Source organism: Streptacidiphilus melanogenes (genome assembly GCF_000787835.1).
GTDB classification, from domain to species: domain Bacteria; phylum Actinomycetota; class Actinomycetes; order Streptomycetales; family Streptomycetaceae; genus Streptacidiphilus; species Streptacidiphilus melanogenes.
Genome location: NZ_BBPP01000003.1, coordinates 174,310 through 193,418, shown reverse-complemented (window position 1 = coordinate 193,418; position 19,109 = coordinate 174,310). Strand labels below are relative to the sequence as shown.

18 protein-coding genes are annotated in these 19,109 nt (G+C 71.6%); 3 read left to right on the top strand and 15 right to left on the bottom strand.

The annotated features are described in order from the left end of the window. Positions 1 to 50: 50 nt before the first annotated feature. The 5 genes from TR49_RS04750 to TR49_RS04730 form a co-directional block, all read right to left on the bottom strand. Positions 51 to 1,160: an ABC transporter ATP-binding protein gene (locus TR49_RS04750; RefSeq protein ID WP_084724562.1), complete on the bottom strand. Its 1,110-nt coding sequence runs from the start codon at positions 1,158 to 1,160 to the stop codon at positions 51 to 53. Next, positions 1,157 to 2,290 (bottom strand): ABC transporter ATP-binding protein, encoded by a 1,134-nt coding sequence (locus TR49_RS04745; protein WP_084724593.1) that lies wholly within the window; start codon positions 2,288 to 2,290, stop codon positions 1,157 to 1,159. Before TR49_RS04745 ends, TR49_RS04750 begins: the two co-directional genes overlap by 4 nt. Before the next feature lie 14 nt (positions 2,291 to 2,304). Next, positions 2,305 to 3,282, bottom strand: coding sequence for an ABC transporter permease (locus TR49_RS04740; protein WP_042377420.1), 978 nt, complete (start codon positions 3,280 to 3,282; stop codon positions 2,305 to 2,307). 50 nt (positions 3,283 to 3,332) lie between these two features. After that, a complete protein-coding gene (locus TR49_RS04735) occupies positions 3,333 to 5,078 on the bottom strand; it encodes an ABC transporter substrate-binding protein (RefSeq protein WP_042377417.1) in 1,746 nt (581 codons plus the stop codon). A gap of 66 nt (positions 5,079 to 5,144) precedes the next feature. Continuing rightward, a complete protein-coding gene (locus TR49_RS04730) occupies positions 5,145 to 6,140 on the bottom strand; it encodes an ABC transporter permease (RefSeq protein ID WP_042377415.1) in 996 nt (331 codons plus the stop codon). A gap of 285 nt (positions 6,141 to 6,425) precedes the next feature. Between TR49_RS04730 and TR49_RS04725 the strand changes: the two genes are divergently transcribed. Together TR49_RS04725 and TR49_RS04720 are read left to right on the top strand one after the other, a co-directional pair. Next, entirely contained in the window at positions 6,426 to 7,385 is a 960-nt protein-coding gene (locus tag TR49_RS04725; RefSeq protein ID WP_042377413.1) for a LysR family transcriptional regulator, read from the top strand. A 175-nt stretch (positions 7,386 to 7,560) separates the two neighbouring features. Then, a complete protein-coding gene (locus tag TR49_RS04720) occupies positions 7,561 to 10,155 on the top strand; it encodes a collagenase (protein ID WP_042377410.1) in 2,595 nt (864 codons plus the stop codon). A gap of 58 nt (positions 10,156 to 10,213) precedes the next feature. Here TR49_RS04720 and TR49_RS04715 read toward each other — a convergent pair whose 3' ends face one another. The 10 genes from TR49_RS04715 to TR49_RS04670 all read right to left on the bottom strand — a co-directional run bounded on the left by TR49_RS04715 (position 10,214) and on the right by TR49_RS04670 (position 17,035). Continuing rightward, entirely contained in the window at positions 10,214 to 10,759 is a 546-nt protein-coding gene (locus TR49_RS04715) for a hypothetical protein (protein ID WP_042377407.1), read from the bottom strand. 83 nt (positions 10,760 to 10,842) lie between these two features. Then, a complete protein-coding gene (locus TR49_RS42430; RefSeq protein ID WP_052434015.1) occupies positions 10,843 to 11,544 on the bottom strand; it encodes a hypothetical protein in 702 nt (233 codons plus the stop codon). Further along, on the bottom strand, positions 11,541 to 12,113 hold the full coding sequence (locus tag TR49_RS42425) for a SigE family RNA polymerase sigma factor (RefSeq protein WP_268874051.1): 573 nt from the start codon (positions 12,111 to 12,113) through the stop codon (positions 11,541 to 11,543). The genes TR49_RS42430 and TR49_RS42425 overlap by 4 nt, the downstream gene beginning before the upstream one ends. Positions 12,114 to 12,338: 225 nt before the next feature. Next, the gene (locus TR49_RS04700) at positions 12,339 to 12,662 is read right to left on the bottom strand and encodes a hypothetical protein (RefSeq protein ID WP_042377404.1); all 324 of its coding nucleotides are present in this window, start codon (positions 12,660 to 12,662) and stop codon (positions 12,339 to 12,341) included. Between the two features lie 147 nt (positions 12,663 to 12,809). Beyond that, positions 12,810 to 13,220, bottom strand: a complete 411-nt coding sequence (locus tag TR49_RS04695) for an SgcJ/EcaC family oxidoreductase (RefSeq protein WP_042377401.1) — start codon at positions 13,218 to 13,220, stop codon at positions 12,810 to 12,812. 102 nt (positions 13,221 to 13,322) lie between these two features. Further along, positions 13,323 to 13,847: a hypothetical protein gene (locus TR49_RS04690; RefSeq protein WP_152627063.1), complete on the bottom strand. Its 525-nt coding sequence runs from the start codon at positions 13,845 to 13,847 to the stop codon at positions 13,323 to 13,325. A 17-nt stretch (positions 13,848 to 13,864) separates the two neighbouring features. Continuing rightward, positions 13,865 to 14,239: a hypothetical protein gene (locus tag TR49_RS04685; protein ID WP_042377396.1), complete on the bottom strand. Its 375-nt coding sequence runs from the start codon at positions 14,237 to 14,239 to the stop codon at positions 13,865 to 13,867. Between the two features lie 226 nt (positions 14,240 to 14,465). After that, positions 14,466 to 15,377: a class A beta-lactamase gene (gene bla, locus TR49_RS04680; protein ID WP_052434014.1), complete on the bottom strand. Its 912-nt coding sequence runs from the start codon at positions 15,375 to 15,377 to the stop codon at positions 14,466 to 14,468. 104 nt (positions 15,378 to 15,481) lie between these two features. Then, entirely contained in the window at positions 15,482 to 16,273 is a 792-nt protein-coding gene (locus TR49_RS04675; protein WP_042377395.1) for a DUF2127 domain-containing protein, read from the bottom strand. A gap of 219 nt (positions 16,274 to 16,492) precedes the next feature. Then, a complete protein-coding gene (locus TR49_RS04670) occupies positions 16,493 to 17,035 on the bottom strand; it encodes a DUF4232 domain-containing protein (RefSeq protein WP_084724561.1) in 543 nt (180 codons plus the stop codon). Between the two features lie 163 nt (positions 17,036 to 17,198). Here TR49_RS04670 and TR49_RS04665 point away from each other — a divergent pair, with 163 nt between their 5' ends. Further along, positions 17,199 to 19,109: a S9 family peptidase gene (locus tag TR49_RS04665; RefSeq protein WP_236653222.1), complete on the top strand. Its 1,911-nt coding sequence runs from the start codon at positions 17,199 to 17,201 to the stop codon at positions 19,107 to 19,109.

Sequence of the window (19,109 nt, the reverse complement as noted above, 5' to 3'; positions counted from 1 at the left end):
AGCAGGCCCCTTGGCGGGCTCCATCGCTGACTCCTTTGGTTGATGCATCGTCAGTTCACGCCGGGGAAGTGGCAGGCGGCCAGGTGCCCGGGCTCGGCGCCGTCCGGTGTGCGCGGGAGGGGCTCCTCGCGTGCGCACAGGTCCTGCGCCCGCGGGCAGCGGGTGCGGAACCGGCAGCCGGACGGCGGGTCGAGCGGGCTGGGCACATCGCCGGTGAGCCGGATCCGCCCGGCGCCGACGTCGAGCCGCTCGCCGGACGGCGGGTCCGGTTCCGGGACCGCCGACAGCAGTGCCTGGGTGTACGGGTGTTGGGGAGCGCGGTACAGCGCGTCGCGCGGGGCCGTCTCCACCACCTTGCCCAGGTACATCACCGCCACCCGCTGCGAGAAGTGCCGGACCACCGCGAGGTCGTGGGCGATGAAGACGAAGGCGATGCCCAGGTCCCGGCGCAGCCGCTGCAGCAGGTTGACCACCTGCGCCTGGATGGAGACGTCCAGCGCCGAGACCGGTTCGTCGGCCACGATCACCTTCGGTTCCAGGGCGAGGGCGCGGGCGATGCCGACGCGCTGGCGCTGGCCGCCGGAGAACTCGTGCGGGAACCGGTTGTAGTGCTCCGGGCTCAGTCCCACCGTCTCCAGCAGTTCCAGCACCCGCGCCCGTCGGCCGCCGTGCGGGTTGATCCGGTGGACCTCAAGTGGGGTCGAGACGATCTCGCCCACGGTCTGGCGGGGGTTGAGCGAGGCGTACGGGTCCTGGAAGACCATCTGGATCTGCGACCGGACCGGCGCCAGCTCCCGGCGTGAGGCGTGCGTGATGTCGACGCCCTGGTAGCGGAGCACGCCGGAGGTGGGTTCCAGCAGCCGCGTGAGCAGCCGCCCGGCGGTGGACTTGCCGCAGCCGGACTCGCCGACCACGCCCAGGCTCTCGCCCGTGTGCAGGGTCAGGTCGATGCCGTCGACCGCGCGCAGGACCGGACGGGCGTCGCGGCGGGCCGGCCACAGACCGGTGCCGGGCACCGGGAAGTGCTTGGTGAGGCCGACTGCCTGCAACAGGGGTTCTGCTGACGCAGGTTCGCTCGCGTCGGGCGCCTGCGCAGCGGTCGCGTGCGCAGCGGTCGCGCTGGAAGCGGTCGGGCTCGGAGCGGAGGAGGGCTGGGTCATCGGTTCGTCCCTTGGATCCGACGGGTGTCGTTCGATTCCGACGGTTCGACGGTGCGGCGTGCGAAGGCGACCCGCTCCGCGGTGCCCAGGTGACAGGCGGCAGCATGGCCGTCCCCGCCGTCCCGGCCGTCCCGGGCGTCCTCGGCGACGAGCGCGGGGCGCCGACTGCTGCACAGGTCGTCCGGCAGCAGGTCCCGTGCCTGGCAGCGCGGGTGGAACGCGCAGCCGCCGGGGACGGCGAGCAGGCTCGGCGGGCTGCCCGGAACCGGCTTCAGCGGCACGTCCACCGCGCTGCTCAGCCGGGGCACCGACGCGAGCAGGCCCATGGTGTACGGATGCCGCGGCGCGGTCAGCACCTCGGCGACGGAACCGTGCTCCACGCTGCGCCCTGCGTACATCACCAGCACGTCGTCGGCGATGCCGGCGATCACCCCGAGGTCGTGGGTGATCAGCACGATCGAGGTGCGGAACTCCTGCTGGACCTCGGCGAGCAGCTCCAGGATCTGCGCCTGGACGGTGACGTCCAGCGCCGTGGTGGGCTCGTCGGCGATCAGCAGGTCGGGGTCGCAGCACAGCGCCATGGCGATCATCACGCGCTGGCGCATGCCGCCGGAGAACTGGTGCGGGTAGTCCTTCGCCCGTCGCTGCGGGGACGGGATCCCGACCAGGGAGAGCATCTGCACCGCCCGCTCCCCCGCCGCCCGGCGGCTGCACCGGGTGTGCCGCCGGTAGGTCTCGGCGATCTGGTCGCCGACGCTGTAGTAGGGGGACAGCGCGGTCAGCGCGTCCTGGAAGACCATGGCCATCCGGCTCCCCCGCAGGCCGCGCAGCCGCGCCTCGTCGGCGCCGACCAGCTCGGCGCCTTCCAGGCGGATGCTGCCGTCGACGCTCGTGCGGGCGCGGTCGTGCAGGCCGAGCACGGCCAGGGAGGTCACGGACTTGCCCGAGCCGGACTCGCCGACGATGCCGAGGGTCCGGCCGCGCTCCAGAGAGAAGGAGAGCCCGTCGACGGCCTGGACCGGGCCGTCCTCGGTGGCGAAGCGCACGGAGAGGTCGCGGACCTGGAGGAACGGTTCGCCGCCGGCTGCGTGGTCGTCCGTGCGGGGGCTGCTGACGGTCGCTGGGTTCACCGGGGTCAGCGGGTTCACAGGGCACGCACCCGTGGGTCGATGACGGCGTAGCAGGCGTCCACCGCGATGTTGACGAGCACCATGGCCGTGGAGGCGGCCAGCACCGTGCCCATCATCATGGGCAGGTCGGAGTCGGCCACCGAGTCCACCGCGAGCTTGCCGATGCCGGGGATGTTGAAGGTCGTCTCGGTGATCAGCGCGCCGCCGAGGAAGAGGCCGAGGTCGATGCCGAACATGGTGACGATCGGGGTCATCGCGCCGCGCCAGGCGTGTTTCACGTACACCCCCCAGGGGCCGAGCCCCTTGGCCCGGACGGCGCGCACGTACTCCTCGCTCAGGCTCTCCAGCATCGAGGAGCGGGTGAAGCGCGCGTAGGTGGCGACGTTGACCACGGCCAGGGTGATCCAGGGCAGCAGCATCCCACCGGCCCAGCCCGTCAGCGAAGCACCCGGGGAGGTGTAGCCGGGCAGCGGGAGCCAGGCGAGCTGGTCGACGAAGACGTAGCGGACGACGATGCCGAAGAAGTAGATCTGCATCGACGCGCCGACCAGGGCGAGGCCCATGGCCACCTTGTCGGCGGCCCGGCCGCGCCGCAGCGCGGCGATCATCCCGGCGCCGACGCCGAAGGTCAGCACCAGGACCGCCGCACCGAGTGCCACCGATGCGGTCGCCGGGAAGCGGTTGAGCAGGGTCTGCAGCACGGGCCGGCCGTTGACGAACGAGTAGCCGAGGCAGGGCGCGGGGCAGGACGCCGCGCCGAAGTTCCGGCCGGCGAAGACGCCGACGAGGAAGTGCCAGTACTGCACGGGGACGGGGGCGTCGATGCCCATGTTGTGCCGGATCGTGGCCAGCAGTTGCGGGGTGCACTGCTTGCCGCAGGCCAGCAGTGCGGGGTCGGACGGCAGGGCGAAGAACAGCAGGTAGGTGACGGCGCTGACGACGAGGAGGATCAGGGCCGCACTCAGCGTTCGGCGGATCAGGAAGCGCAGCACGTGTGCTCCGTTGGCTGGGCGGGGGTTCAGGCGGGTGGTGTGGGAGCCGGTTACTTGACGAAGACGTCCAGCGGGTAGACGGTGCCGATGAAGCCGAGGTGCACGCCGCCGAGCCCGGGGCCGTAGAGCGAGACCTGGCGCAGGTCGACCCAGGGGATGATCGGAGCCTCTCCCATGATCTTCTTGTCGAGGGCGGCCCAGTCCTTGTTCTGCTGGGCGAGGTCGGTCTCGGCGTTGATCCGGTCGATCTCGGCGTTCACCGACGGGTCGTCGAACAGCATGCTGTCGGAGCTGTCCGGGGCGATGAGGCGGCCGTCGAAGAGAGGCGCGATGACGGTGTCGGCGCTCGGCCAGTCCGGTCCCCACCCGGCGACGTACAGGTCGAAGGTGTTGTCGACGTTGCCGATCTCGTCGTAGTAGTCCTTGTTGTCCATTCCGTGGGTGACGACGTGGAAGCCGGCCTGGCCCAGTGCCGCGGAGACGGCGACCGCGGCCTGCTGCCACTGCGCGGTGTTCCCGTAGGCGAAGACGATGGTCGGGTGGGGGTTGCTGCTCTGGGCGAGCAGCTTGCGCGCCGCGGCCGGGTCCCCGGTGACGGGCGCGTGGTAGAGGTCGTAGGCCTGGAAACCGTTGGTGACCGGGGAGAGGATGGTGTTGGAGTAGTCCCCGTAGAGCGGGCCTCCGAAGATCTGGCGGACCTGCTGCCGGGGGAAGGCCATCAGCAGCGCCTGGCGGATCTTGACGTCCTTGATCCGGCGGTTGTTGATGTCGAAGTAGGTGCTGAAGGGCGAGACCTGGTCGACGGTCCTGGCCCGCAGCGCGGGGGTGTTCAGCACCTGTTCGGCGACGTCGCCGGTGACCTGCGCGTTGAACGTCATCGCGGTGCTGTCGGTGCCGTTGGCTGCGATCAGCCGCTGGTCGATGTCGAGGCTCTGGCCGCCGAACTCGAACTTCCACTGGTCGGGGTAGGCGTGGCGGACGGGGTCGGTGGCCGGGTCCCAGCCGGCGCTGCGGGCCAGCACCAGCGACTTGTCGGCGTCGTGGCTGACGATCCGGTAGGGCCCGGAGGAGAACGGCTCCATGTCGAAGGCCTGCTTGGTGTCGTGCGCCTTGGGGACGGGGCTGTACGACTGCATGGCAGCGGCGTAGGGGAAGTCCGCGTGCGGGCTCTTGAGGTGGAAGACGATGGTCCGCGCGTCGGGGGTCTCGATGGCGGGCAGGTCCTGGCCGTTCCAGGGGCCGGGGTAGACGCTGGAGTAGTTCGCCGAGCCGGTGAGCCAGGTCTGGAGGTAGTTCGGGCCGCCGCTGAGCGAGGCCTCGAAGGTGCGCTCGATGCCGTACTTGACGTCCTGGGCGGTGATCGGCGAGCCGTCCTGGTACTTGACGCCCTGCTTGAGCGTGTAGGTCCAGGTCCGGCCGCCGTCCGAGCCGACGCCGGTGTTCGTCGCGAGGTCGCCGACGAGCTTGGTGGTGCCACCGACGTACTGGTAGCTGGTCAGTTGGCGGGTGAGCAGCAGGTCCACGGTCTGGTTGGGGGCGGAGTAGACCCGGGCCGGGTCCATGTGGCTGAAGTCGGTGGTCTGGAGCACGGTGACGGTCCCGCCGGTCTTGGCGCCGGGGACGGCGGGGTCGGGGCCGGTGGAGTCGGCGGCGGTGCCCAGGGCGACGGCCTGCTTGACGACCGGGGTCGCGGCGAGCTTGGTCGCGTCGGTCTTGCTGCCGGAGCAGGCGGTGGCGGCGGTGAGCGTCCCGGCCGCCATGGCCGTAGCGAGCAGGCGCAGGGCGTGTCTGTTCATCGGGTCGTCCTCGGAGTCGGAGTCGGAGTGGGCGCTTCGGGGGAGCTATGGGTCTGGAAGGCTGGCTCAGCGGTTCGACTTGGGGTCCAGCGCGTCGCGCACGGAGTCGCCGAGCAGGTTGAAGGCCAGGACGAAGATCAGCATCGCCAGGCCGGGGAAGAGCATGTAGCTGAAGTCGGCGGAGTAGACCTGGGCGCCCCGCTGGATCATGCGACCCCAGTCGGGGGTGGGCTCGACCATGCCTGCGCCGAGGAAGGACAGGGCCGCCTCGGTGGTGACGTAGCTGGGCACGGCGAGCGAGGCGGAGATGAGGATCGGCGTCCACAGGTTCGGCAGCAGTTCCCGAAAGACGATCCGGGCCGGCGAGACGCCGATCACGCGGGCGGACTGGACGAACTCCCGCTCGCGCAGCGAGAGGACCTGACCGCGCACCAGCCGGGCGGTGGCGGCCCAGCCGAAGGCCGTGAGCACCAGCACGACCGTGGCCGCGCGGAGCCAGGTGGGCACCTCCTGGGTCGGTTTGACGAAGGCGGCCTGGGCGACGGGGATGAACGCGACGAAGAACAGCGTGGCGGGGAAGCAGAGGATCACGTCGATCACCCGGCCCACCGCGTAGTCGACCGCTCCGCCCGCATAGCCGGCGACGATGCCGACGAGGGTGCCGATCAGGGTGACGAGCAGGACGACGGCCAGCGAGATCAGCAGCGAGGTACGGATCCCGTAGACCAGCTGCATGAAGACGTCGCGGCCGAGGCCTGGTTCGACGCCGAGCCAGAACCGGCCGCTGATGCCGCCCATCGGCCCGGTCGGGTAGCCGAAGTCGTCGAGCAGCCCCGGCTGGTTCTGGCCGTAGGTGGTGTACGGGTCCTTGCCGTAGAGCCAGGAGATGACGGGTGCGCCGAGGCCGACCAGGAAGAACAGGCCGACCACCGCGGCGGAGGCGACGCCGACGCGGTCGCGGCGGAACCGGCGCCAGGCGAGCCTGGCGGGCGAGCGGCCCGGCTGGAGCGCCGCCGGTTCGACGGCCTCCGGCGCAGGGGGGTCCGCGAGGAGCGAGGTCATGGTGGGTCCCCAAGGGACGAAGACGAGAGGAAGACGAGGAGGAGAAGGCGCAAGCAGGAGTATCAGTGCAATGTCACGTTGCTCTGCCTTGGCAAGACTGTGTCGCCCCCAGGGCGAAGCCGTCAAGATGCGATGTGACACTGCATCTGTTTGATCTAGAAACCCAAGGCTTGACGCTGGATCAGTCGGGCGCGATCGTAGGTGGCAAGCACCTGACATGTAACGTGTGCCATGGCACGTGCTTCGGACGGCGGCCCGGCCCGCCGCACAGGGGAGGGCGCCCGCGTGGAGCTGGAGCTCCGGCACCTGAGGGTGCTGTGCACGATCGCCGACACGGGCAGCGTGGGTCGGGCCGCCATCGTGCTCGGCGCCTCGCAGCCCGCCACCAGCACCCAGCTGCGCCGGATCGAGGCCCACCTCGGCGCACCGCTGTTCGAGCGCACCGCCTCGGGAGTGGAGCCCACCGGCTTCGGCCTGGAGGTGCTGGCCGCCGCACGCGACCTGCTGGCCAGGGCCGACTGCCTGGGACGCATGGCGTCGGCGGACGCCTCCCGCTCCGGCAAGGAGCTGCGGCTCGCCGCGACCAACTCCCCGATGCTGCCCGGCCTGCTCACCCGGATGCGCAGCCGGCTACCGGAGCTGCGGATCACCGTCAGCAGCGTCTACCGCTCGTCGGACATCGTCGAACAGCTGGAGCAGGGCAGCCTGGACGCGGCGATCGCAGTGGACTACCCCGGCATGGAGCTGCGGCACTCGGACGCCGTCGCGCACCGGGGCATCGTCACCGAGCCGACCTTCGTCGCCCTCTCCGCCGCCCACCGGCTGCGGAACCGCGCCGAGGTGGCGCTCGCCGATCTCGCCGACGAGCCCTGGTTCGTCACCCCGGATGACGGGGCGGGCTGGCCGGGGGTCTTCTACGACGCCTGCGCGACCGCGGGGTTCGCGCCCGCGTCGGTCCACGAGTTCTTCGGCGACCGCGCGGAGCTGCGGGACATGATCGCGGCCGGCCTGGGCGTCTCCACGGTGCAGGCGACCACCCGGCCGCACCCCGCCGTCGCCATCAAGGCGCTGACCGGCACCCCCCTGTGGGCCAGGTACCTGCTCGCCTGGCGACCCGCGGCGGTGGGCGACGAGCTGGTCGAGATCCTGCACGCGGCCGCGGCCGCGGCCTACCGGGAGTTGACGACGGGTTCGCCGCACTTCGAGACCTGGGCCGCCCGGACCTACTGGGGCTCGCGCCCGTAACCGGAACCGACCGCGCTCCGTGTTATGGCCCGAGGGTCGATGTCATATGACCTGTAACATTGTATTCACCCTTCTCCGGTGGCACGCTTCACCTCGCGTTCCCCCGAGCCTTGGACCGAACGCGCCGTAAGTCCACTTCCCCAGGCAACTTGACCCTCTCTCAGAAGGGCCGGCTGTGCGACTGCGCATACCCCTCCGCACCCTCGCGACCGGCGTCGCCGCGAGCTGCGTGACCGCCACGTTCCTCCTGCCCGCCTCGGCGGCCGTCGCCAACCCGGCGGCGACCGCGAAGGCACCTGCCGAGGCGCCCGCCTCCGGGCACGCGGCCCCGACCATCCCCAAGCCGCTCGGCGCCACCCTCCCGGCGAAGGCCGCCCCGTCCTCCGCCGACACCCTCTCCCCCACCGCGAAGCCGCTGACCCCGGCGCAGCTGGCCCAGGCCCAGCGACCCCTGCCGCCCGGCACCTCCGTCCAGCTCTCGCCGAAGACCCCGGTCCCGGCCGCAAGCCTGGCCGTGAGACCGAAGGGAAGCCACAACACGCCTGCGGACACGGCGAGCTGCACCCCCGCGGACTTCTCCACGCGCACCGGCGGCGCGCTGGTCTCGTTCGTCGAGGGCTCCACCACCGACTGCGTCAACACGCTCTTCAACCTCACCGGCGGCGACGCCGGCGCGGTCCTGAAGGAATCCCAGATGCTCACCGTCGCGAACGCCTACCAGGCGCTGGCGTCCCACTACACCGGGGACGACTCGACCGGCATCTGGCAGCTGGAGCTCTTCCTGCGGGCCGGCTGGTACGTGCAGTCCAACGACCCTGCCGACGTCGGCAGTTACGACGCGACCCTGACCTCGGCCAACCAGGCGGCGCTCAACGCCTTCTTCGGCAGCGCGCACTGGCAGGACGTGACCGCGGCCAACGCGCAGGTTCTCTACGACGCCCTGGTGCTCACCGACAGCGCCAACCTTCAGGCGAACTACCTGAACGTCTACAAGCAGGTGCTGAACGGCTACACCAGCGCCGACGACTCGGTCACCGGGATGGACAACGCCGTCAACGCGGTGCTGTTCGCGCCGCTGTGGCGCGGCAACTGGAACCCGGCCTTCGTGAACGCCGTCGCGGCCGATCCCAGCATCATCAGCACCCTGGGCAACTTCGCGCTCACGTACAAGGCCGCCGCCTCCGGCACCGCCGGCTTCCTGGTGGTGAACGCGGGCAACGACCTGGGCCGCGCCGCGGGTGACGGCGGTACCGTCGGGACGGCGGCGGGACGGCAGGTGCAGGCGGTGCTGGGCGCCTCGGCGATCACCGGTACGACCGCCCCGCTCTGGGTGCACACCGCGTACGACGCCGACACCTACGACGCCGCCGACTGCTCGGTCTACGGCACCTGCAACCTGCCCGCCAAGCTGACCTCGGCGGTGCTGACCCACCAACTCGTCTGCGACAACCGCACCTTCGAGACCGAGGACCTCACCGCGGCGGAGCTGAACACCGTCTGCACCAGCCTGCGCGGCGAGGACACCTTCTTCCACAACCTGGTCAAGGACAGCGGCCCGGTCAACCCGTACGGAAAGACCATCGACCTGGCGGTCTTCGCCAACCAGGCGGACTACGTCACCTACTCCTGGGCCATCTTCGGCAACGACACCGACAACGGTGGCGAGACCCTGATGGACGCGACGGACCCGACCGACCAGCCGGTCTCGGTGATGTACCGCAAGTCGTGGAACGACGGCTTCCCGGCCAACGTGTGGAACCTCAACCACGAGTACACGCACTACCTCGACGGCATCTACGACATGAAGGGCACCTTCTCCGACGAGCTGGTCGTCCCGGACATCTGGTGGATCGAGGGCGTCGCGGAGTACGAGTCGTACACCTACCGCGGCACCACCGACACCGAGGCGATGGCCGAGGCCGCCAACCACACCTACAAGCTCAGCACCATCTTCCAGAACACGTACGACAACTCGGACACGGTCCGCACCTACCCGTGGGGCTACCTCGCCGTCCGCTACATGTTCGAGAAGCACCCGGACGTGGTCGCGGCCATGCTCGGCCACTTCCGCACCGGTGACTTCCAGGGCGCGTACCAGGTCTACAACAGCATCGGCACCGGCTACGACGCCGACTTCGACAGCTGGCTCACCGCCTGCGCGGCCGGCGCCTGCTACGCCCAGGGCCCGACGGCGCTGTTCGACTCGTCCGTCAACGGCGCCACGGTCAGCCTCCACGACACCTCCGTGCAGACCGGCGGCGGCAGCATCACCGCCTGGCACTGGACCTTCGGCGACGGCAGCAGCTCCGACCAGCAGAACCCGACGCACACCTACGCGGCGTCCGGCACCTACACCGTCGACCTGACGGTCACCGACACCAGCGGCCGGACCGCCAGCACCCCGGCCTCGGTCACCGTGACCGCACCCGCGACCCTGCCGACCTGCACCGACCCGCGCACCGACGCGCTCGGCCAGAACTGCTCGCGCTCCAACGTGTCGGAGACCGCCGGCAACACGGCCTACTTCTACCTCTGGCTGCCGGCCGGCACCTCCACTCTGACCGTCACCAGCTCCGGCGGCACCGGCACCGCCGCGCTCTACTACGACCCGGACAACTGGGCCTCGCCGAGCACCTACACGGCCTCGTCCACCAACGCCGGCACCACCTCCCAGACCCTGACCGTCACCAACACCACGGCCGGGTACCGCTACGTCAGCCTCTACGCGGTGACCGGCTTCTCCGGAGCCACCGTCAGCACCCAGTTCTGATCCTCCCCGACCGCAGGCCCCCGGCGCCCACCCTGGCGCGCTGGGGGCCTGCGCGCGCTCAACGCGCTTGGCAGTCGGCCCAGATCGCGGCCAGCGCCCGCGGGATCGCGCCGATGCAGCCGCCCGTGGCGGGGAACCCGGAGCTGCCGAGGTAGCTCCACGTCCCGGAGGGGTTCAGGCTGAAGTACTTCGGCACGCTGCCCTCGTCCTGCGAGGCGACCTTCTCCTCCAGGCTCGCACCGGCCGTCGGCTCGAAGCTGCTCGCCGCGTAGGTGACGCCCCCGCACGCGCCGTAGAGGAAGCCACCGGGGACGGGCTCGATGTGGACCAGCCTGCTCTGGGCCGTGTAGGCCCGGGTGACCTCGGCCTTGACGGCGGTGGTCGCCACGAGGTCCTTGCACGGGGAGCCGGACGCGGCCTCCGCGGACCCGGCGGGCGTCGAGGACGCGGCCCCCTCCGCCGTCGAAGCGGTCGGGGCGGCGGTCGTGGCGACGGTGGAGGGAGCCGCGCCACCGCCGGGGCTGCCCGAGTGGCAGGCGCTCAGCGCCAGGGCGGCGCAGACGGCGAGGGACACGGAGGCTGCGCGGCGCGCGGCGGCGTCCATGGTCGGATCCTTTCGGTGGGAACTGCGGAACAGCGGCTGCTGCTTCAGGCGGTGAAGCGGTGAAGGGGAAGGACGGGCGCGGCCTACGAACCCGTCGGCGTGGTGCTGGCCAGGAGGTCGCCCTGGGCGTCACGGACCGTGATCGTGAGTTCCGAGGCCCCCATCGCCTGCGACCGGGCAGGCAGCCAGAGGTACCCGGTCGCGTACCCGGGTCGGCCGGCGAGCTTCACGACGGTGGCGCGATAGAGGGTGGCGTCGACCTGGACCGTCATCGTGGACGCGTTCCCCGGCCCGACGTACAGCGGCGTGTACAGGGTCCCGGAAGGGTCGGCGTTCACCCGCAGGCTCAGCGTGCCCTGCGGCTGGTTCGCGTTGGTGACGCTGCTGCAGTCGTAGGCACGGGTCGCGAACGGGCCCAGAGCCACACATGACTGACGGTCCGACAGCTTCATCCAGATATCGTGTCCGAGAGCCAGGTCCTGGTCGGCGGGGACGATCCGCACCGCCGGCCGCTCGGGAGCCGACGACACCGGCGCAGGCCCCGGCGCGGCGACCTCGCCCCGCGTCAGCGCGCTGCCGGGAGATCCGGCCAGCGCCGCCCCCGCCGCGACGGCGGCGCTCGCGCAGGCGGCCAGCGCCACCGCGACCGTGGCCCTGACGCGGCGACGCCGCCTGACACTCCGGTCGCGGACCGCCGTGGCGTTGGCCGCCCAGGCGGACGGCTGGTGGCGCAGCGCTTCGCGCTCCAGCGCGTGCCGCAGCAGGTTCTCGTCCTCGTGGTTCATCGCTGTGCCTCCGTCGATCCGGTCGCCGCGTACCCGGCCAGGGCCCGGTGGCCCCGGAGCTTGGCGATGCCTCGGCTGGCCTGGCTCTTGACGTTTCCGACGGAGCAGCCGAGAACGTCGGCGACCTGCTGCTCGCTGAGGTCCTCCCAGTACCGCAGCACGACCACCGCCCGCTGCCGCGGCGGCAGTTCGTCCAACGCCTGGAGCAGCGCCGAGCGCTGCTCCACCTGCGCCGTCGCGGACGGCCCGGCGGGCTGGGCGGGTTCGGGCACCCAGGGCATCAACAGTTGGCGGGCGCGCCGACGCCGGTGCCGGCTGAAGCTGTTGTTCACCATGGCGCGGTGCAGGTAGGCGTCCGGGGCGTCCAGCCGCCGGATCCTCGCCCAGTGCGGGCAGACCTTGGCGAGGGTGTCCTGCACCAGGTCCTCCGCCTCGTGGTGGTCACCCGTGAGCAGGAACGCGGTACGCGTCATCCGCTGCCACCGCGCCGCGACGAAGGTGTCGAAGTCGACCGCCGCCGGCTCCGGCCACGCCTCCCGGTTCCTCACCGTCACCGTCGAAGCCGTCACGTGCCGCCCCCATCACCACGGAGCCGCACCGCGGACGGCTCTCGCTCCCTTCACCACGCGGGAGCCGCCGAGGTTGCACGGGAACGAGGTCGGAGTTCCGGGCGCCGCAGGACGCGCCCGATCCGGTCGGGCGCCCGGCGAAGCCGTGCGGTCGCGGCCGGCACAGCACAGCCGAAAGCCCCGGCCGCCCGCGCGAGCACGGGGACCGGGGCCTTCAGGTGGAGATCAGACGCCCCAACCGTAGGCGTCGTGGGTGGAGAGCTCCCGCCAGAACGTCGGAGCGATCTGTGCCGTCACCCGCGCGGCTGCGAACATCGGCCCGAGCTCGGACTGCATCTCCTGGAAGAAGGCCTCGAAGCTCTGCCGATCGGGCCACTCGTCCACCACCAGCAGCTTGGTGCCGTCGTCGGAGCCGTGGAAGCGGTGCGCGATGAGGCCGTGACGCTTCGCCGCCGCGAGGACGGTCTGCATCTTCTCCTTGTTGTCCGCGGCGTACTGCTCCATGGCCTTCGGATCGCCGGCGGCCTCCATCGTCATGAACACGGACATAGCTGCTCCTCGTTGCTCGTGGGCTCGTACAGCCGACGCCCCGAAGGTGTAGCCGCCGCTCGGCACGGCGAAACAGCTCGGACGCCCAACCGGGTGACGTCGGTCCGACGACGAGCACCGCCGCGGCGTGCTCGTCGTCGGGCGGGATCAGTGACCGGGGGCCAGCACCGGGCTGTTGTGGTAGGCGGCGATCAGCCACCGGCCGTCACGCTTCTCGAGAACCCAGGTCGCGTTCACCTTCCTGGCGTCCGGGACCTCGGTCTCGCCCGCGAAGAGGATGCCCGACTCGCTGACGACGATCGCGGCGTCCGCGCCCACGAAGCGGAGGCTGAGCCGCTTGTTGTCGGTGGAGCTGCCCTTGAGCGGACCCGCGAAGGCCGCGGCCATGCTCTGGCGGATCACCTCGCGGCCGTTGCGCAGCGAGCCGGTCATGATGGCGGTCGCGTCCTCGGTGTAGTCGGCGACCATGGCCCCGGCGTCACCGGCCTCCCATGCCGTGTAGGAGTCGACCAGGACGGCCGCGATGGCGGCCTCGTCTGCCGCACGCTTCTCTGACATCGCACGTTCTCCCTTGGGTGCGGTTCGCACGGGTCGTCCGGCGAACTCGGAGGTACATACCGGCGGGGAGGTCGAAACTCATCGCGCCCGCACCGCCCGGATTCACAGCGCGCGCAGGCGTTCGAGAACCCGTTCCAGGAGGGAGACCGGGACACTGTCGGAGGGACCGGCCGCGAGCCCCTGCGGTCGGCGGGAGCGGCGGGGGAGGTCGCCCGGCGGCAGCACCCCGGGCAGGTGGTCCAGGATGCGGCGCAGCTCCATGTGGGCCAGGGCGGGGTTGGCGTGCTTGCGAAGCAGGGTCACCTGCGCGAACCCGTGCCGCCCGTCGGGCAGCAGACTCACCTGCTGGAGGATGGAGAAGCCGGCTCCGGTGATCATGATCTCTTCCGGCGCCTCCCCGTCCCCCACGCTGCGCCGGGCGTACGCGAGGGCGGAGCCGGCCGAGGCGAGGGCGAAGCCCGCCGGCATGGCAGGGGTCTGCCCGAAAAGGGGTGCGGCGTCGGCCAGGTCGCCCAGGACCGCCCCCACCGCGCCGGGTATGCCCAGGGCGCACTCCAGGGCGTCGCTCATCGAGAGGATGGCGGCCGCCGTCGTGTTGGGCCGCCACAGCACTACGGAGGTTCCCACGAGCCTGTGGTCTTCGCTCAGAGGGCGAGCTCGTCCTCGATCTGGCGCAACCGCAGCCGGGCGAGTGCCAGGTTGGCGCGGCGGCGGTCGAGCGCGAGGTAGAGGAAGTGGCCCTCGCTGCCCTTCTGGGTGAGCGGGCGGATCAGGTGGTACTGCCCCGACAGGGTGATCAGGATGTCCTCGATCGCTTCGTGGTGCAGGTTGAGCATCTCCATGGTCCGCAGCTTGGCGCGGACCACCTCCGTGTTGCCTGCGGCCGCGACGTTCAGGTCCAGTTCGGCGCTGCTGCCGAGCGTGCCGAGGGCCATGCCGCTGTTGTAGTCGACGAGCGCGACGCCGAGTGCGCCCTCGATGGTCATGGCGTTCTTCAGGGCGATGTCCAGGCTAGCCATGCTTGCGACCCATTTCTGTCAGATCATGGACAAGTGACGGTGCATCAAGGTGATCACCTGATCAGCAGTCTACTTGCCAGGCGCATATGCCAGGAAGAACTTGCCAAAAGACGAGCCATGTGCGTACGTACATGCGGCGCACCATGTTTGAGCGGTCGTCAGGCCGGCTGTGCGGCTACGTCGCCCTAGGTCAGTGTGCCGCCAACCGGAGCCGCGTGCAGGCAAGTCACGCGAATGCCGCCGCCAGCAGCGCGGCGACCCCGGCGACCAACGGCTCGTCGGCGGCCGCGGCGGAGTCGTGCTTGGTGGACAGGACCGCCATCACGATGGGCCCGCGTCCGGGCGGTCGGACGATGCCCACGTCGTTGGCCGTGCCGTACTCCCCAGTGCCGGTCTTGTCCGCGACGACCCAGTCCGCGGGCAGCCCCGCGCGCAGGCGGTGGGCGCCGGTCGTGTTCGCCAGCAGCCAGCCGGTCAGCCGCTTCCGGTCGGTCGCGTCGAGAGCACCGCCGAGCGTGAGACGCGCACAGGTCAGGCCGAGCGCACGCGGGGTCGAGGTGTCGGTCACCCTGCCCGGCTCGGCCGAGTTCAACTCCGGCTCCCAGCGGTCCAGCCTCGTGATCCGGTCCCCGACGGACCGGCAGAAACGGGTCACCGCCTGCGGACCGCCGAGCTGACGCAGCAGCAGGTTCGCCGCCCCGTTGTCGCTGTACTCCAGCGCGGCCGCGCACAGGTCGCCGACCGTCATGCCGTCGGCGACGTTGCGCGGCAGGCCCGTGATCGGGGCGTAGCCCGACGCCGTCACGTCCTGCCGGGTGTAGTGGATCACCTTGGCGAGGAACTCCCCGTCGCGGTCGAGGTCGCGCAGCACCGCGGCCACGCCGAGCGTCTTCCAGGTCGAGCACATCGGGAACAGCTCGCCCGCCCGGTACGTCACGCTCCTGCCCGTGCCCGAGTCGTACGCGAAGACCCCGACCCGCGCGGAATGCTCCTGCTCGAGGGCGCGCAGCCGCCCGTCGACGCCGGAGGCGACGCCCGCGCCGCCCTGCGCGAAGGCCTCTCCCGCCACGGGCAGGACGCCGGCGAGAGCCGCCGCCGTACCGGCGAGAATGCCACGCCGACTCGGAAACACAGCCACAGGGTCTTCCTCCGCTCGTGTCGTCGCAGGACGCTTCGCCCACGAATCAGGACGAGGCCGTGCATGGCGCCGGTTCCCGGGTTCCCGGGTGGCGCCCGGCCGCGTCACGGGGTGGCGCGCTCCACGGCCTCCCAGCTCATGTCCTGCTGCCGCTCGCGCTGGTGCGCGCGCAGCCCGCCGCGAAGACCGAACAGGCGCTTGGAGTGCAGCAGGTACACGACGACGGCGATGTTGACCACCAGGGCGACCACCTTGAAGACGGTGACCCGGCCGGTCAGCTCCCACACCTCGGGGACCAGCAGGATCGTGGTGGCGACGAACGTCAGGTACTCCGCCCACCGGCGGGCGCGCCACAGGCCGACGGCCTCGACCCCCTCCAGCAGCGCGTAGGCGGCAAGGGCCGCACCGAGGAGCCACAGCTTCGAGGACGACGCCTGGAAGGCCTTCTCCAGTTCGCCCGCGAGACCCGTGCCGGGCCGCGCGCCCACTCCGCCGACACCGTTCTGCAGCGCGTCCACGACGCGGTAGAACGGGTCGGACAGACGGGCCCGGTCCGCGGTGAAGGCGAACACCACCACGGCGGCCGTGCCCAACAGCAGGAAGTGCAGCAGCCGGTCCAGCGCGATCAGCCGCAGCACGTACCGGTCGCGCAGCGCCCGCCCGCGTTCGGGGATGACGATGTCAGCCGGTCCGGGCCCGGGGGTCTCCCCGTGATCCCGCGGAGCTCTGGTCGGGATCCACACGTCGCAGCGCAGGCACCGCTGCCAGCGCAGCCCGTCCTCGGTCCGGCGGACGAGCAGCGGACCGGTGCGTTCGTCGACGTCGGCCGGGGCGACGAGGACGTGCCCGCTCGTAGCGCAGGTGAGCAGCTCGAAGTTCCAACGGTGCCGCGCCATGGTCTGGTCCGTGCCCTTCGTCCGCGTCCCGGGTTCAGGGCGTCTACCCGGTCGGCGGCGCTGTGGCGCCCCCGGAGCGCGGAAATCGCCCGGTCGCCACCGACCGTCGCCCGCGGACGGGGGCTGAAGGACGCCCGCCCGGGGGGCCGCCACGGCCGCCGCAGCGCGACGTTCGTGACGGCCCTTGCACCTCAGCCTCCTGGTGAGGTCAGCCGGTCGTCACACCCGCGGGGCGGAACCGGCGGCGAGTGCGGTGACGTGCAGCGCCGAATCGTCGATGGCTCCGGGCGCGAAGCGCAGCGTCACGTGCGTCCACTGGTTGGGCGGGGTGACCTCCAGGTAGGCGGGCTTCACCGACTTCACGCCGTAGGGTGCGTTCCAGGCGAGGTCGGCCCACGCGGACTGGCCCGGGCGCAGCGTGACGGTGTGCCGGCCGGGGTCGTGGACGAAGTAGGTGGACCCCCAGACGACCTTGATCGGCAGCGCCCCGTGCGTCGAGCCCAGCAGCCCCAGCCCCGGGTAGCCGTAGACGGTGCAGGTCTGGCGGGAGGCGTTGGTGAAGACCAGATCCTCGCCGAAGTTGCCCACCCCCGCCTGGTTGTCGTCGGGGTGCAGGGCGACCTTGAGGTCGGCGGTGGAGCATCCGGCCGGCGCGTGCGCGCCCTGCGCGAAGGCGCTGCCCGAGCCGGCGCCGACCAGCAGCGTGGCGCAGGCGGTCGCCGCCGCGGCGGCAGCCGCCGCCTTCTTCATCTGTGGCTTCATGCGGTCCTCTCCGAGGGAAAGTGGATCACTCTGATCGGCGGGAGAGACGACGCCGCCTGCGCCCGGGTTGTAAAGGAAAGGAAAAATCGGTTGGCACCCGGAGGAGTAGGCTCGGCAGCCGGTCGCGCCGAAGCGCCGCCTGAATCAAAAGGGGGATTTCTGAGTGGAGTTGACGCCGGAACTGATGGTGGACGGCTGCTCGCCGACCCAGCCGGCCATGTCGCCGGACGGACGGTGGGTGGTGTACGTCGTCCGGCCGGTCGCGCCCGAGGGACCCACCGGCACCGCCCTGTGGGTGGCGCCCGTCGACGGCGGGCAGCAGCCGAGGCAGCTGACCGACGGGAAGGAGCGGGTGAGGTCCCCGCGGTGGACCGCCGACTCCTCGGCGGTCGTCTTCCTGACGGGCGCCCGGCTCCGACGGATCGACGTCGACGGCGGCGACCCGACGGAGACCGGGTGGGACGGCGAGGTCACCGACCACCGCTGCCTGCCCGACGGAACGCTCGTCCTGGTCGGCGCGCAAGCCGTCGAGGAACAGGAGAGCGACGTCATCCTCTGGGGTGTCCCCCGACCGGGCGACGGGCTGTGGACGCTCGCACCCGGTGACGGCGCTCCGCTGCGCCTGGAAGCCCTCGGCGACCGGCACGTCGTCGACGCCGAACCACGCCCCGACGGCGAGGCCCTCGCCGTCGTCAGCTGGGCGGTGCCGGACGAGGAGCCGGGAGCGCGGACCGCACGCCTGCACGTCGTCGACCTGCGCACCCGCACGGCGACGGATCTCGGACCCGCCGCGTACGAGGCCGGGTCACCCGCCTGGTGGCAGGACGCCGACGGCGTCTGGCACGTCTCCTACCTCGCCGTCACCCCTCCCGGCCTGGTCGGGGGGCTCGCGGTTCTCGACGCCCCCGTGGACGTCCCCGCATCGGACGCCGACGGCTCTTCCGCTCTGCACCGCAACCTCACCGAGGGCATGGACGCCTGCCCGACACAGCTCGTCCAGACCGCCGACGGTCCGCCGCTCGCGCTGTTCGCCGAGGGCCTCGACAGCGCCCTGTACCGACTCGACCCCGGCTCCGGCCGTTTCGAACGCGTCGCCACCCTCCCGGGCGGTGCGGACGGGCTGACCGCGGACCGCAGCGGCGAGGTCGTCGCGCTGCGCGTCAGCACCGCTCACGCGCCCGTCGACGTGTACGCGGGCGGCCTCGCTGAGCCGCTGCGGCGGCTCAGCGACACCCGGCCGCACTACCGCGCCGTGACGTGGGGCACCCAGGAGCGCGTCGCCTGGCGTGCGGCCGACGGCCTGGACCTCGAAGGACTCCTCGTCCTCCCTCCCGGTCGGACCCGCGCCGACGGCCCCTTCCCGCTGCATGTCCTGGTCCACGGCGGCCCCTACGAGCGGTACTCCGACAGGCTCCAGTTCTTCTTCTCCCTGTCCGGCCAGTGGCTCGCCGCGAACGGCCACGCGGTCCTGCTGCCCAACCCGCGCGGCAGCCAGGGACGCGGCCATGCCTTCGCCGCCACGGTGGCGGCCGCGGTCGGCGGGGACGAGTTCACGGACATCATGGCCGCGGTCGACGTGCTGGTCGCCGAGGGCGTCGCGGATCCGGAGGGGTTGTCCATCAGCGGCTGGAGCCACGGCGGTTTCATGGCCGCCTGGGCCGTCACCCGTACCGACCGCTTCCGTGCCGCGATCGTCGGCGCCGGTATCGCGGACTGGGGGCTGCAGGTCGCGCACGGCGAGCTCGGTGCGCAGGAGGCCGCCCTGTGCGGGTCCACCGGCTGGGAGGGTCCGGGCCCGCACCCCCACGACGCGGTCAGCCCTGTCTCGTACGCCTCCAGGATCACCACGCCCGTCCTCATCCTGCACGGAGAGCAGGACACCAACGTCCCGCTCTCGCAGGCCCTGTACCTTCACCGCGCGCTCAGCCGGCACGGTGTCCCGCACGAGGTGGCCGTCTACCCGGGCGAGGGCCACCTCGTCGCCCGGCGGGACCACCAGCTCGACATCGCACACCGCAGCGCGGACTTCCTCGCGCGCCACGTCCGAGGCCGCTCCGCCGGCGGAGCGGCCTGA